This is a genomic window from uncultured Gilvimarinus sp. (assembly GCF_963972205.1).
GTDB classification, from domain to species: Bacteria; Pseudomonadota; Gammaproteobacteria; order Pseudomonadales; family Cellvibrionaceae; genus Gilvimarinus; species Gilvimarinus japonicus.
On sequence record NZ_CAXAUC010000010.1, the window covers coordinates 50,419 to 65,976 of the forward strand.

The 15,558-nt window shown below is 50.7% G+C and carries 6 protein-coding genes; 3 read left to right on the forward strand and 3 right to left on the reverse strand.

All coding sequences use genetic code 11. The features are described from left to right. Positions 1-37 precede the first annotated feature (37 nt). On the reverse strand, positions 38-2,629 hold the full coding sequence (locus tag AACY82_RS14170) for a cellulase family glycosylhydrolase (protein ID WP_339617496.1): 2,592 nt from the start codon (positions 2,627-2,629) through the stop codon (positions 38-40). Positions 2,630-2,927: 298 nt separating this feature from the next. Then, positions 2,928-4,145: a helix-turn-helix domain-containing protein gene (locus AACY82_RS14175; RefSeq protein ID WP_339617497.1), complete on the reverse strand. Its 1,218-nt coding sequence runs from the start codon at positions 4,143-4,145 to the stop codon at positions 2,928-2,930. A gap of 479 nt (positions 4,146-4,624) precedes the next feature. On the opposite strand from AACY82_RS14175, the gene AACY82_RS14180 reads away from it, so the two are divergent. From AACY82_RS14180 to AACY82_RS14190, 3 genes are all read left to right on the forward strand, one after another. After that, entirely contained in the window at positions 4,625-7,030 is a 2,406-nt protein-coding gene (locus AACY82_RS14180; RefSeq protein ID WP_339617498.1) for a TonB-dependent receptor, read from the forward strand. An 84-nt stretch (positions 7,031-7,114) separates the two neighbouring features. After that, positions 7,115-9,685, forward strand: a complete 2,571-nt coding sequence (locus AACY82_RS14185; RefSeq protein WP_339617499.1) for a carbohydrate-binding protein — start codon at positions 7,115-7,117, stop codon at positions 9,683-9,685. A 190-nt stretch (positions 9,686-9,875) separates the two neighbouring features. Beyond that, a complete protein-coding gene (locus tag AACY82_RS14190) occupies positions 9,876-12,443 on the forward strand; it encodes a carbohydrate-binding protein (protein ID WP_339617500.1) in 2,568 nt (855 codons plus the stop codon). Between the two features lie 524 nt (positions 12,444-12,967). Here the strand turns inward: AACY82_RS14190 and AACY82_RS14195 are convergent. Next, entirely contained in the window at positions 12,968-15,229 is a 2,262-nt protein-coding gene (locus AACY82_RS14195; RefSeq protein ID WP_339617501.1) for a glycoside hydrolase family 3 N-terminal domain-containing protein, read from the reverse strand. Positions 15,230-15,558 lie beyond the last annotated feature (329 nt).

Genomic DNA, 15,558 nt, shown 5'->3' on the forward strand with positions numbered 1-15,558 from the left:
TCCATACTTCTAAAAAATGTGCCTAAGCACTGTGTTATTAAGGCGCGCTAACGCGCAGCCAGTTAAAATTCCAGCTGCCGGCTAATGCTTTAACCCGCAGGGTGTGCTCGCCGGCGGGCAGCGTGATGCTGTGGTTGACGCTTTGCCACGCTTGCCAACCGCCGGTGTCGGGCACCGCGACGGTATCGAGTGTGTTATCGCCAAGCAGAAGGCTAAAGCCATCGGAGCCGCCAGCGCTCGCTAGCCGGTACTCGATGGTGTAGGTGCCTGCGGCTTCAATCGTCACAAGGTAGTCGAGCCAGTCGCCGGTATCGATGTAACCAATGTTGTGGCCGCCGCCGGCATCGCTGGTGGTTTCGAGTTGCACGCCACTCATGGCGCTGAAGTGTTCGGCTTGAACCGTACCGGGCAAAGCGCTGGCTACGGTAGTGGTGGCAACACTCGTCGATGGGTAGCTCTCGGCGTCGCCTGCGTAGCTACTGATTTGGTAGTAGGTGGTTTGCTCGGGTGCGGTACTATCCAGATACTGTAAGTTGTCCACTTGGGCGATAAGCTCTCCGGCGCTACCGACAACGGTACTGCGGTAAATGCGGTAACCTTCAACGCCGGGCTCAACACTGGCGCTCCAGCTCAGCTGGTTACCGCCGTCGGTTTCTACCAGTGTGACATTGCTGGGCGGGTTTTTTAGGGAAAACAGTTCGGGCGCTTGCTCGGTGGTGAGCCAGTGCTTGAGCTCGGTATGAACATCGTAGTCGAGCGAGCCAAACTCGTTAAATAGCGCTTCGATCTCGGCCATTGAGGCAGTGTTAAAATCGAGTTGCGGCAGCGCATTACCGGTTATGTCCTCGCCATCGACAGGCTGAGTGGGCACCAAATACATTTCGGCCCAGGCATCGGTGCTGCCGTTGTCTTTAAATACGCCGCTAAACTGATATTGCTCGCCGCCGGTCAAGCTCACTTTTTGGTAAAGCCCGCCATTGCTTACGCTGGCGCTGGTTAAGCGCAGCGCGGTGCCATTTCCACCGCTGGGGATGTGCTCGGTTTGATTAAACTCGAGATTCACCGGGGCCCCGGCCGTCCAGGCTGTCCAGCCGCTGTTGTCATTAAACTCGCCGTTGCTTAATAGCTCGGTGGCGGTTTCGTGCGCTCGTAGGCTTATGCTGTCGAGGCTGACATCCAGGCTGCCAGCGTCGCAGCAGGCGCCGGCTTTAATCACCAGGTAGTAATCCTGCGTACCTTCGCCGGGTGCGGTAACGGTCGGCGTCGAGGTGCCGCAAGCGGCACTAAAAGTGCTATCCCAACCGGCGCAGGCCCAGGTGTCGGCTTTGGCCAGTAGCCCCAGGCTGGCTTGGTTTGTCACCATGCCCCAGGTGCCGTTGCCTTGACCACCGGTATTGCTGAGCACTTTGTAGGCCCAGCTGGTGGCGGCCCACCCGTGTTGCGCGTAAGTGTCATAAGTGGCGCGGGCGATTTTGCCGCCCAGCTCGCCGCCTAAACCGGTCCAGGGCTGAAACTCGCCGATTAAAAAAGGCGTGTTCAGTGCGCTTAAGCGTGCCTGCCACTCACACACACCGCCAGTGCCGTTAATGCCGCAGGTTAGCCAATCGCGGTGTACCTGGTAGCCGATTTCACCCCAGCCAAAAATACCGGGGTAAAAGTGCATCTCAAAGGCGACGTTTTCCATGCCGCGGTCGGCAGGGTTGCCGTAGGCATCAATGCCCTGGCTGTGACCGGGTAAAATAATAACGTGCTCTTGGTCGATCTCGCGTACTTTGTGGTAAAGCGACTCAATGTTATCGGCAAGCGTCTCTGGCGTGGTGCCCCACGGCTCATTTAACAGGCCGTAACCGGCAACGGTATCGCTGGTTTTATAACGCTCGGCAATTTGTTGCCAAAGCCAGGCCGTGCGATCCTGATAGTAAGCCGCATCTTGGCCGTTGCCGCCATCCCAGTACCAGTTTTGCTCGGCGCAGCCAGAGTGATGCTCCCAACCTTGAGCGCCCACGGCGCCGTGTAAATCTAAGATCACGTACATATCGCGGGATTCGGCCTCGCTGATGGCCCGGTCGAGATACTCCCAGGCATCGCTGCGCAGCGTATAGGGGTTGGCCTCGTCTTCAATCAGGTTCCACATAAAAGGTACACGCACGACGTTGAGACCAAACTCGGCCATCTGATCCCAGTCGCGCTCGGTGATCCAGTTATCGCGAAACAGCTCCATTAACCGCTCGCGCTCGGCGGTGCCAAAGCGTTGATCAAACACGCCTTCTAAGGTGCACTGGTCGTTTACGGCGTCGGTGCTCTGGCCCATCATCCAAAACTCTTGCAGCAGCCAGTTACCGAGGTTGGTGCCTTTTAGCGCAATCGGAGTGCCGTCGGCTTGGACCCACTGCGTACCTTGAGCACTTAGCCTTGTGAGCGCGTTAGTGTCGGAAGAGTTGCTAGATGCTTGGCTGCTGGATTCCGAGCTCGATATAGAGCTAGTGGAACTGCTGGTTATTGCGCTGCTTGAGCTGTTGGTGGTCGGCGTGTCGCCTCCACTACCACCGCCACAGCCGGCTAGGGTTGCGCTCAACAAAGCGATTGTAACCGAGCGCCAATGTCGGCGGTTAATCATCGGATGGGTCATAGAAGGTCTCGCTATTATTGTTTGACAGTAATGCCTGATTAGACCGGTATTGTTACTTGTGCGTATGGGGGCGTCGTCTCATATTGCAGAGATAAAAGTGGGAAGGACGTATCGCTATAGCGAGGCGGCGTTAAGGCAATATTAAGCTGGCGCCACTTAGCACTTGCTGGCGCGCTCACTATTTACGACCTTTTTGCCGGGTGCTGACTTGTCAGGGTTAGTCGAACTTGGCCCACTTTATGGCTTTGGCAATAGTGGTATGGGTAGCGGAGGTAAGTGCTTAGATCGGGGCTGTGTATTAAGAGGAGCCTTTTCCCATAAAGGGGTTTGACGCACCGCCGCTTTTGGGCTCGCCAGAGTGTTGCTCACGGTACTGTGACGGCGTCACACCTTCGACGCGCTTAAAGAAAGTGTTGAATACAGATTTGCTATTAAATCCTACTTCATAATAGATTTCGGTGATTGTCTTATTGGCTAGGGCCGGGTCGCGCAATTGCAGCTTGGCATCTTCAATGCGGTAGCTATTAATAAACTCGTAAAAGTTTAGGTGGAAGTCTTGCTTAATAATTTGGGATAACCGCTTGGTAGGCAGTTGCAGCTCTGTTGCTAATCGATCAATGGTGATATCTGGTTGCGTGTAGACCTTGCTACTCGCCATCACCGCTTTGATGTGTTCGATGTGGGCTTTATCTTCTTGGGGGGCGTTATCATCCGCTCGCGGCGTGTGTGGGCGCTCGTTGATGGCCGCCACCGAGGTGAACAGGGTGAACTTTAATGATATCAGTACGTTAAGTACGATAAAGGTTAAGTAATAAGCAGACAGCCCGACAATATTGAGTAGATCTAAATTAAAGTCATCGATTATTAACCCGTGTAGCTTAAGGGAAAGCAATACGGCGTCCCAACTGAACAGCGCCAGAAAGCTCACGAGCATCACTTTAAGCCAAGCGACATCGCGCTTGTTTAGGTTGGCAAATACGTTTTTAAGTTGCTCGCCATAAGCAAAGGCCAGCTTGATGCACAGCAGGGCGTACACCACGCGAATAAAGCGGCCAGCAGCATCAAAGTAGAGGTAGGGAGCCGAATAGGCAATGTGCTGAGTCTCCACCAGCATTTCGCGGCGCTCGTAATCTTGCAGGTAAAAAGAAAACAGCATATGAAAAAAGTACAGCACAACGGGTAGGGCGTGCAGTAAGTGTATGCGTTTGAGTTCAAAGTCTTTATAAAGCAACGAGCGGACAAATAAATACAGCAACGGACCGTCTAAAAAGTAGGCATAACTGCCTAAAAAGAACATATTGGGTGAGACATCCAGCAGCCAGATACGAAATTGTTTGCCCCAAAAGGTCAGCTCGTGCAGAGGGATGAAGATATGACAGAGTAAAAAACCGATAAAAAACGCCGTACTAAGGGCTTTATCTTTGTTGGTGGCGCTAAGCAATAGTGCAAAAAGTAAACACTCAAAAGCCGTAAGAATTAACACTAAGTCGTGAAAATTAAAGAGCACTGTATCCATGGTGTTTTACTTGCCTATTATTATGCACGCTAAGTTGTGTCGCTTATTCTAGCAATAAGTGACCAGTTATGATGCGTAAGCGCATCAAAAAATATAATTTATTGTTATCTAATGTTTGTTACTCAATAACGTGTAGATTCGACTTTATCCCACCCAGCTCAGTGTCTGCAAGGGGTTCGACTTAGTCCGAACCCCGTTTGAGCATGCTAATACCACCAGCACCAGGTTATTTTGCTATCCGAACCAGTTTCTAAGGTTACCCGAACGACGAACTCTGGTTGGGAGAATAATTTGTCCTCGGTCACTCAGTATTCAAGTGCTAATGCCTGTAGGTTAAATTTAGTTAAGTTGCTTCGGGGCGAATTAGCGGACGGTTACGTTAAGCGCGAGATAAAGATCTGTAATAAGTAGCGCCTGCACCGTCAAAGGTTGGGTAATGAGTAAACAACAATAATGAGTAAATAAGAGGAAGTATAGCTATGCATATTAAACACCCATTGGCGTTAGCGGTTGGGTTGGTTGTGGCCACAGGCAGTACCGCTCACGTTTATGCCCAGAACAACTCCGGTGAAGCCTATTCAACGCGGATGCTGGAAGAGGTGGTGGTAACCGCGGAGCGCCGTTCGGCCGACTTGCAGAGCACACCCATTGCCGTGACCGCTTTAACTCAAGAGACTCTGGTAGAAAACGACATCCTGGATGTGACCGACATGACGGGTTTTGTGCCCAACTTGGTGGTGTCAGGGCAAGAGGAACAGTCGGATATTAAAATCTATATTCGCGGTGTCGGCACCAATAACCCCACAGAAACTGGTGACCAAGGTGTGGGGGTGTATGTTGATGGCGTTTACGCGGCCAGAGCTCAGGGGGCCCTGGCGCTGATGTACGACCTGGAAAACGTACAAGTATTGCGTGGCCCACAGGGCACACTGTTTGGCCGTAACAACACCGGTGGTGCTTTACTGCTGCAAACCGTTAAGCCTGGCCACGAGTTTGAGGGTAATTTTCAAACCACGTACGGCAACTACAACCGCCAGCAGGTGTCGGGCGCGGTGACCTTACCCGTGTTGGATAACCTGTCTTTCCGGGTGGCTGGCTACTCCGATCAGGACGACGGCTGGGTTAACCCCATTAGTGCAGATCCGCGTGGCACTGAGCATAACTTTTCGGGTATCGAGACTGGGCGTTCGGCTAATGTTGGCCTTAAGTTAAACAATACTGATGTGCGCTCGGCGCGTATTACCGGTCTGTGGGATATTGCCGACAGCTTGTCGTGGACCTTGTCGTTTGAAACTTTTACCGATAACGGCAACGGCGGCATTTTGCTTAATCCGGTTTTGGTTGAACAAGATAACTTCGACTCCTTTATTGACTCGCCTGTGGCACTCGAGCTGCAAAGTGATGTGTGGCGCTCTACCGTGAGTTATGACATTAGCGATAACCTCAATCTAGAGTACATCGCGGGTGTGAGTGATCTGCACCGCGAGCAAGTGGTCGACCAGGATGCTGGCGTCACTTCTCGTTTTCAAGAGGGGCGTACTGAGTATCAAAATTCGAGCGCGGAGAGTCACGAGCTCAAACTGCAAAATATTGACGGCGATGTACTGGAGTGGGTAATCGGCGCTTACTACTTTGAAGAAGAAACCGCCATTCGCTTTGACTTTGATGGCCAGGGCAGCTGGTTACAGGGGGGCAATACCTTTATTCAGTCTGCACGTGGTACTGAGTCTGCTGCCGCTTATGCGCAGGCCACATGGCACGTCACTGATCAACTATCGCTCACCGGTGGTGTGCGCTATACCGATGATCTTAAGTACGATCGCGGCGGACGCAATATTCAAGATTGCGAGAATGAATTTATTCGCCCTACGTTGGGTGGTGAAAACCTATCTATTTTTGAGGACTTCTTGAACAACACGACCGGTGCGGAGGGGCCAGATGGTTTAGACGATTATACCGGTCGCGAGCGCACCCGAGGTCAGTGCGCCGCGACTTTGCGTAATGACGTCGAGAGCGAAGACGATCAGTTTACGTACTTGGCCCGCGCCAGCTATGAGTGGGATGAGTCAATGGTGTACGCCAGTGTTAGCACCGGCTATCGCGCCGGTGTTATCCAAGATGGTGGCCAGTCAACGAAGCCGGAAAACAGTACCAGTTACGAAGTGGGTTATAAATATCAAAGTGGTCCAATACGGTTAAATACCGCGGCATTTTTTATGCAGTATGACGACTTGATTCGTTCGGGTTTTGACGAAGATCTTAACCAGATTGTTAACTCCAACGTCGCCGGCGCCGAAATATCCGGTATTGAGGCGGAGCTCACTTGGGTAATTGGTAGCGGTGGTCAATTGGATATTGGTGGTGGCTACTTAAACGCTGAGTACACTGACTATGTGGTTGATGGTGCCGGTTTCGGTACAAATCTGAATCCTATTATTGGTCCCGATGGCGAGCCGACGGGATTTTATGACTTGGCTGGTAATACCTTGCCTCAATCTCCCGAGTTTAGCCTCAATACCACGTTCCGGTGGGACTTTGAGACCACCGTTGGCTTAATCACGCCTCGTATAAATGTGCGCTATGTGGATGATGTCTTCTTCCGCGATCAAAATGAAAACGGGGCGCCGATCAACAACATTATTAACGACCAAGAGCAAACCGGTTTCTACTGGGGCAACCCGGCCGGCCAAGAGGCTTACACCAAAGTCAATGTAGGTGTAACGCTTGATCCGGGCGAAAACTGGTCGGTGGATTTATTTGTTAATAACGCCACTGACGAGATGACCAAATCCAGTGCCTCGGTTGATAACAACACAGCTGCAGGTTTTCCTGGGCGTTACGCTTCACCACGCACCTATGGCGTAAGAGTGAGTGCGAACTTTTAAATAACCACGATCGCCACTGGCGGCTTAAATATCGCAGCCGCCAGATTACATAACAATGATGCGAGTTATAAAAGGTTAGTGACTATGAAAAATACAGTATTTGGACCAAATCAATTGCGTCGCACAAAAAATCATAGCGTTGCGGCAAGCTCGATCGTGCTCGCAGCGGTTCTAGGTTTAAGCGCTTGCGGAGGTAGCTCCGGCCCCGAAACCGTTACGCCGGTGCCGCCTGCCGTCGAGTCGCCCGACGCGGGCGCAGAAGATTTCAGCATGCTAAAAGCCGATGGCACCATGTGGGTTAATCAGGCCGAGCAGAAAGTCTCTCTGCGTGGTATTAACATCGGTAACTGGCTTAGCATGGAGTTGTGGATGTTTGATAACGGTGAAAATCCGTTGGGTGAAGAAATTCCGGATCAATGCTCATTAGAAAATAAGCTGACCGAGCGCTTTGGTGAATCCGAGAAAGATCGGCTGATTAAATTGCACCGTGATAGCTGGTTTACCGAGGCTGATTGGGATGTGATTGCCGAGGCTGGTTTTAACATTGTGCGGATTCCGTTTCCCTACAGTGTGATTGAAAACGACGACCAACCAATGACCCTAAACCCCGATGCTTGGGAATACTTAGATTGGGCCGTGGCCGAAGCCAAAAAGCGTGACATTTACGTTGTCCTGGATTTGCACGGTGCTGTGGGTGGTCAAGGTGAAGAGCAGCACACCGGTTGTGAAGGGCAAAACTTACTGTGGGAGAGTGACGAGTACCGCGAGCGCACTAAATGGTTGTGGGGCGAAATTGCGAAACACTATAAAGGTGAATCGGCCGTGGCAGGCTATGGCTTGTTAAATGAGCCCTGGGGCACTGATTCGGCTACTTTGCGCGATTTTTTGGTCGAGCTGTACGACGAAGTGCGCGCTTATGATGAAGAGCACGTGGTTATTCTGGCCGCTCACAACTCCGACGGTATATCGGCGTACGGTGACCCGCTGGATTACGGTATGGAGAACGTCGCGTTTGAGCCACACTTTTATCCGGGGCTTTTTGGCGCGGGCGAGATCGGCTACAGCGTTCACCGCGATTGGTTAACGTGCGGAGAAAATGGCGATTCCGGCGTATGCGACTGGGCCAATCGGGCGCGAAAGGTTTATACCCCAATGCTTGTCGGCGAGATGCAGCCGTGGAATGGCTTAGGGGCGATGGGAGGTGAGATTACCCGCGCAACGTTCGATACCTATAACGACCTCAACTGGGCCGGCACGGCGTGGTCCTACAAAGTGGCGACTGCCTCGGGCGGTCTGGGTAATGGTACATGGGGTTATGTGACCAACAATGGCAATCAGCTCGTAACCAAAGCACAAACCTGGGGGTGCCCCGGCTGGGAGGCCACTTTTGCCAATGCCTGTGATGTGCCGGCAACCAGTACCACACCGTACGAAGGTGAAGGCACTAAGACGATGTACCTAGTGTTAAAAACCGGTGGTTTTAACGGTGTCGATGTTGTGTACGACAGTATTCAATTACAAAAAGACTCCGATGGCAGTAATCTTGTGGTGAATGGCGAATTTGGCGCAGGCTCTGAGTCTAGCTGGACGGAAGTGTCGCTCTGGGGTGATCCGCGCGAGTACGATCTGGATTATGCCGCCGGCGAGTTTGCCGGAAGCGATACCGGCGCCGCTTTGCATGTCACATCGCCCGCTGGCAGCCACGCCATGCTGTATCAGGCGGTAGAGGTCGAGGGCGGTGAATCTTATACCTTGTCGGGTAAATTTAAAGATTTGGGCAGCAGCGATACTTGGGCCGAGATCTATTTGGTACCCGATATGCCTCAGGAGTGGGTCGATGTGACCGGCCGTGCGATTCCGAGCGTGAATGTTAATTCGTCATCGGTCGAAGAAATTGAAAACTACTTTAGTTTCTTTGCTATTAATGAGATGGATTACGTGGTGAATAACTGGGTGAAAGACTCGTTAACCTCCGACGAGCCTGCCACGATATTTACCAACATCCCTGGCAAGGCTTCCAATTTATTATTGGATGTTACGGATACCAATGTAACGCTAAGCTGGGATAGTGCCGAAGGCGAAGTGGTGGGTTATAACGTGTACCGGTCATTGGCGCCGCGCTCTGGTTTTGAAAAAATTGCCTCGGTTGAAGCAAACCGTTACAGCGACGACACCGTGACCTCTGGCACTACGTATTACTATTACGTGGCCGCTTACAACGACACTGATGAAGGGTACGCCAGCGATATTGTGGCCAGTGGTGAAACCTTTTATACCGTACCTTCTAAAATTGAAGCCGAAAGCTACTCGGCAGCGCACCCAGGTGTGCAAACCGAGACTGCGGGTGATGAAGGTGGTGGCTTTAACATTGGTAGTTTCGAGACTGGATACTGGGTCGATTACGATATTAATGTGCCCTCTGCAGGTAGCTATATCATGGACTTCCGTTTGGCTAGTCAGGTAGGCAGCGTACAGTTTGAGGTAATAATCGAAGATCAGGTTGTCACCACCGTCACCGTACCAAATACCGATGGTTGGCAGTCATACCAAACCCTTAGTTACGATGTTGAATTGCCTGAAGGGCGATCTACTTTGCGTTTACGCTCGATTGATAACCAGTGGAACTTAAACTGGTTTGAGGTCAAAAATCCTTAGTACTAATCATCCTGCCGCTCCATTTTGAGGGCGGCAGGTTTGGTGATGCGCGATGCGCATAAAGTTCTTTGGTGAAATTAGTTTAGGGCGAGATCTGTGTGAAATGGCTCGTTAGCTAAGCTTTGTGATTTCGTGGTATCAGTTACTTTTAACGCTTCGCCGAACACATAACGTATAAATGAGGCTTGTTATGAAGTATTCAATAAAAAATGTAGAGCAGATATCCGCTCTTAGTTCTCGCATTAAAAGGTGGCTCTCGGCCGTATTGATTTTAAGTGGAGTTTTTTTTAGCGCTACCAGCCAAGCTCAGTATGTACACACCCAAGGCACGGATATTGTCGATGAGAATGGTCAGCCGCTGTACTTTAGCGGTATTAACCTAGGGAACTGGTTGTTGTGGGAAGGTTATCTTATGATGGGTGATTTTAATTATCGTACCCATTCACAGTTTTTCGACTCACTTAGTGCTGCGTTTGGTAGTACCGCTAAAGCGGCAGAGTTTGAGCACCAGTGGCGCTTAAACTACGTTGACGATAAAGCCATTGCCGACCTAAAAGCGCTGGGTTTTAACTCGGTACGCGTGCCGTTTCACTACAATATGTTTTGGCGTAATGGTGAGCTAAGTGATCACGGATTTCAGTACTTTGATCGTCTGATTGAATCCTGCCGTACTCATGGCTTGTATGTGTTGTTGGATATGCACGCTGCACCAGGCTACCAAAACCCAGGTGATCACGCGGATAACGTCAACTCCAACGCAAGCCAGCCGCGCGATAGCGTAACCTTCTGGGACGGTAATAACGTAAATATTGCCGCCTCTGTATGGCGCCATATTGCCGATCGTTACAAAAACGAGCCCGTGGTGTGGGGGTACGACTTAATCAATGAGCCAGTGCCGCAAGCAGGCCGCGAGTTTGAATTGTTGGGCTCACTGATTACGATGCGCAATGCTATTCGTGAAGTGGACAATAACCATATTGTTGTGGCCGAAGGCTCATGGTGGGGTTCCGATTTAACCAAAATCGACTGGAGCGATCCACAAGTTCAGGCGCAAACCGGTGTCAGCTCACAGTGGGACAATAATTTGGTGTATCAGATCCATCATTACGGTCCGGTGTCGAGCACCCAGGGGCGTGAGGATATTACCAATAATCTAGGTATTCCTTTGATTATCGGTGAGTATGGTGAAACCGACGAAGGCAACCTTAAAGCAATCACAGATTGGGCTAAAAATGAGCTTGCCGGGTATTATCCGTGGTCGTTTAAGAAAATGTCTCACGATAAAACATTGTGGACGATCCCACCTAATGCCGATTACAACACGGTAAAAGCGTTTATCAATAACGGCGGAAATCCACCGACACACTTGTACGATTCGATGATTAGCTTCGCGCAAAACAATATTCGCAACGGCCACGCTAGCTACACTTGGCATCAGGGTTTTTACAACGGCATTAAGCCTAGCGCCGGCACCACTGAGCCGCCTGAGCCCGAGCCAAATTGTGACGATGCTGCCACCAGTGTTTTGCCCGCTCGTATTGAGGCAGAAACCTTTTGTGACTCAAGCGGATTAACCACCGAGGCAACCGGCGATGTTGATGGCGGCGAGAATGTGGGGTTTATCTCTGCTGGGAACTGGGCCGAGTACAATATTAATGTGCCTGTTGCGGGAACCTACACCGTTAACCTACGGGTCGCGGGTGAAGCAACCTCGGGCCAAATAGATGTGCTGTTAGGTGAAGCGCATGTGGCGAGCGTAACAACCCCAGTCACCGGTGGCTGGCAAACCTATCAAACGGTCAGCCAAACAGTTGATTTGGTGGCTGGTGCTAATCGTTTGCGGCTTAATTTTGTTACCGGAGGCTTTAATCTTAACTGGGTGGCGTTCGATCAGGGCGCGACCAACCCAGACCCAACTGACCCTTGCGAAAACCAGTCCTTACCCTTGCCGGGTAAAATCGAGGCCGAAGACTACTGCGCAATGCAGGGGGTTCAAACCGAGGCCACTGCCGATCAAGGTGGCGGTGAGAATATCGGCTGGATCGACAGCGGCGACTGGACAGAATATGGGGTGAACGTAAGCCAGGCCACTAATCTGGTGGTCGATGCCCGTATTGCCAGCCAAAATGGTGGCGGCCGGTTAGAGTTAATCGTTGATGGCAATAATGTTGGCGGTGTGGATGTGTCCAGCACCGGTGGCTGGCAGAGCTGGCAAACACTGTCGTTGCCAATCACTTTAAGCGCAGGTGATCATACGCTGCGTATGAGGTTTCCCAGTGGTGGGTTTAACCTTAATTGGGTAGGCTTTACCAACGATACGACAACACCGGTGACTGAGCTAGAGCCGGGTACCTATTACATTACCAATGAGGCATCGGGCAAAGCGCTCGATGTGTCAGGCGTGTCTTCTAGTAACGGAGCGAATGTTCACCAGTGGGCTTATGGTGGTGGTTTAAACCAACAGTGGATCGCCGAGCCCGTTGGAGAGGAAACCTTTGAGCTGATCAGCTTAAACAGTGGCTCATGTTTAGATGCCGATAGCGGTGGCGATAATGTTCATCAGTGGGCTTGCGAGCATAACAGTAATCAGCGCTGGTTAGTCGAGCAGCAAAACGCTGGTAATTATACGATTCGCACTGAAACAGGTGGTGAGGCCCTCGAGGTTGTTAGTGGTAGCTTTGAGGATGGGGCGAACGTTCGCACCGCTACCATTGCAAATCAGAATCGCCAGCTGTGGCGATTTAACGTCGTGCAATAACTGGCTACAGAAGATAGCTGGTTTTTTTGGTCATGTTTTTTAACTGACATTGATCCTCAGGACTCTCCTCTTGGCATGATGTTGATTTGACTCTTAACCTTGTTAAGGGTCTTTTTTTTGTTTGTGATTACGAGCTTTTGAGTCGCCGCTGCAGTAACAAAATTTCAAAATGTAACACCAGGCATCATGGTTTTTATCTTGGCGCTCGGTATTGTGATAAGCCGTAAATATAAGATCAAGCGCAATCTTCTAAGTCGTAAATGAACCTGCTTGTGAAAGGGATTGGGACTCGATTGGGATATGCTGGACTCCTAACGGTCGACATTACCAAAACCTTTTAGAGTTAGAGCTGGCGAGCTGAGATAAGCTTAAAATAGCCGTATTCTTTAGTTTTGTCTGATCTCCTTGGTTGTGCTCCTTGATAATTTAACTTCTCCTAAATTCTAAGAAGGGCCTAAAAAGGCCCCGTAGGGCCTATGACTGAAAATAATAATAGACGGGACGCCCACTATGAGCGCTATAGCTTACTTAACAGTAAACTCAGTCTTTAATCCGTCGGCCGCATTGGGCGCAATCCAGAGGTTAAAATTACCTGGTTCGGTCACGAGCTCCATCTCCGGATTGTGAAAGGCCAAGTCTTGGGTATTTAGGGTAAAACTAACCGTTGTCGATTCGCCGGCAGCGAGTGTGACTCGCTCAAAACCTTTAAGCTCACGCACGGGGCGGGTGTAGCTGCCTACAACGTCTTGTACGTAAAGCTGAACAACTTCTGTGGCGGTGACTTTACCGGTGTTTTGGATTACGGCGCTGGCAGTGATATCGCCGCCCATTGGGATAGTGTTGTTGCTTAGAGTGATTTTACTGTAGGTAAAATCACTGTAGGTTAAGCCATAACCAAAAGGAAACTCAGGCGTGTGACCGTAATCTAAATGGTTGGATGAGTTTCCCGGCTGATGTTGAAACACCCCAATCTCTATATCAGCAATACGCGTGTAGTTCTCGTCTGTTGCTGGACGACCCGTGGCCATATGATTGTAATACACCGGAATTTGCCCTTCCCCTTTGGGCCAAGATAGTGGCAGGCGACCTACCGGCGAGTAATCGCCATACAGTACATCAACCATCGCGGGGCCCGCCATGGTGCCTGGGTGCCAGAGCATCATTAACGCGTCGGACTCATCCAGTACTTCACCCAAAGCAATCGGTCGGCCGGCCATAATTAAGGTCACCAGCGGCTTGCCGGTGTCACTGAGTGCTTTAAACAGTGCCTTTTGTGCGCCGGGTAAACTGATGTCGCCCCGGCTGTGGCCTTCACCGCTAAGAATGGATTCTTCGCCACCGATAAACACAACTACATCGGCTTTCTTGGCCGCTGTAATGGCCGTACCAAAGCCTTTGGTATCGGTATCGCGGCTGTAGGCGAGGCCGGGCGCAACGATAAAGTGGTTGTCATCGCCCAGGTAATCTTTAAGCGCGGGAATAAACGGGGAGGAATCGTCTTTATTACCGTCGTAAATCCAAGTGCCGAGTTGCTCGTGGGGTACGTTGCTGAGCGGGCCGATAACCGCGATGGTTTGTTTTTTGTTAAGGGGTAGTAACGATTTTTCGTTTTTAAGCAGTACAAAGCTCTCGCGCGCGGCGGAGCGGGCAGCGGCCTTAAAGTGATCGTTCAAAATAACTTCTTTGCTATTGCCGCGGGGGTAGGGGGCGCGCCACAAACCCAAGCGCATTTTGATGCGCAGCATGCGCCGCACGGCGGTGTCCAGCTCGGCCTGGGTGAACTTGCCTTCATCTATTAGCTGGGCTAAAAATCGGTCATAAGTATCGGTGTACATTTCAAAGTCGATACCACCGTGTATGGCAAGCTCGGCGGCGTGTTTGTCGTCGCGGGCGTAACCGTGGGGAATCATCTCAAGCACCGCGTTCCAATCGCTAACCACAAAGCCATCAAAGTCCCACTCGTCCCGCAATATTTGCTTTAAGGCAAATTTGTTGGCGGTGGCGGGGATGTCGTTGAGGGTATTGTACGAGCTCATGATAGTCATGAGGCCGGCATCAACATTGGCTTTAAACGGTGGCAGGTAAATATCTCGTAGAGTGTTCTCACTAATATAAGCTGCGTTGTAATCGCGTCCACCTTCAGCAGCGCCATAGCCCACAAAGTGTTTGGCTGAGGCGGCCATTGCGCTTGGCTGAGTTGGATCGTCCGTCTGAAAGCCTCGAGTCATTGCTACGCCCAGTACTGAGGTTAAATAGGGGTCTTCACCAAGTGACTCGGCGATGCGGCCCCAGCGCGGATCGCGAGCAATATCGATCATGGGGACGAAAGTCCATCGAATGCCCACCGAGGTGGCCTCTTCGGCGGCGATACGAGCGCCCTGTTCAATCAGGTCGGCATTCCAGCTCGCCGCTTGTCCGAGGGGAATTGGGAAAATGGTCTTATAGCCGTGAATGACGTCTTGGCCAAAAATCAGAGGAATACCGTGTGGACTCTCTTCTACCGCAATTTTTTGCAGATTGGTAAATACTTGATTATCGTATTTAAAATTGGTGTTTAAAAAGCCACCAATTCGACCATCGCGAATTCGCTGCTTTACTTCGTTCAGCGCTTTTTCGTCGTACATGCTGTAATCACGCAGAGCCAATTGACCGATTTTTTCGGTTAGGCTCATTTGCGCTATTAACGTATCGATACGGCTTTCGATCTCGGCGTCAGTAGGTGCAGAAAATGCGAACGGTGCCAATGCCAGCAGCGCGGGCAAGCAGCAAGATAGTAGTTTATTCATATCACACTCCGAATTGTTTTGTTTATGTGAGGTCAGACGGAGTCAATATAAGCGCCAAACACTAAGCTGTCGTACGGGTAAAGGTATTCGAACCTATTATTTTTTTCTGTGAGTACGAGCACCATCAAACTAATGAAAGGCCACCGCCTAAGAGTTATTTAATCAGTTCTAAGTAGTGGCTTATAGCACATACACGGAGTCATTCTGAGGTGTTTAGGCTTGGTAATTGATGTCTCGCGCAGTACTAAGTGTTCGTTTGGTTTGTTTGTAAGTTGTTGAAAATAATAGATAATTGTTTTTATTTTTCGGGTTCGTATTAATCCGAACGC

Bases quoted from the DNA above. Each gene is read 5' to 3' on its own strand.
- AACY82_RS14170 (WP_339617496.1), bottom strand. From the start codon at position 2,629: ATGACCCATCCGATGATTAACCGCCGACATTGGCGCTCGGTTACAATC.
- AACY82_RS14175 (WP_339617497.1), bottom strand. From the start codon at position 4,145: ATGGATACAGTGCTCTTTAATTTTCACGACTTAGTGTTAATTCTTACG.
- AACY82_RS14180 (WP_339617498.1), top strand. From the start codon at position 4,625: ATGCATATTAAACACCCATTGGCGTTAGCGGTTGGGTTGGTTGTGGCC.
- AACY82_RS14185 (WP_339617499.1), top strand. From the start codon at position 7,115: ATGAAAAATACAGTATTTGGACCAAATCAATTGCGTCGCACAAAAAAT.
- AACY82_RS14190 (WP_339617500.1), top strand. From the start codon at position 9,876: ATGAAGTATTCAATAAAAAATGTAGAGCAGATATCCGCTCTTAGTTCT.
- AACY82_RS14195 (WP_339617501.1), bottom strand. From the start codon at position 15,229: ATGAATAAACTACTATCTTGCTGCTTGCCCGCGCTGCTGGCATTGGCA.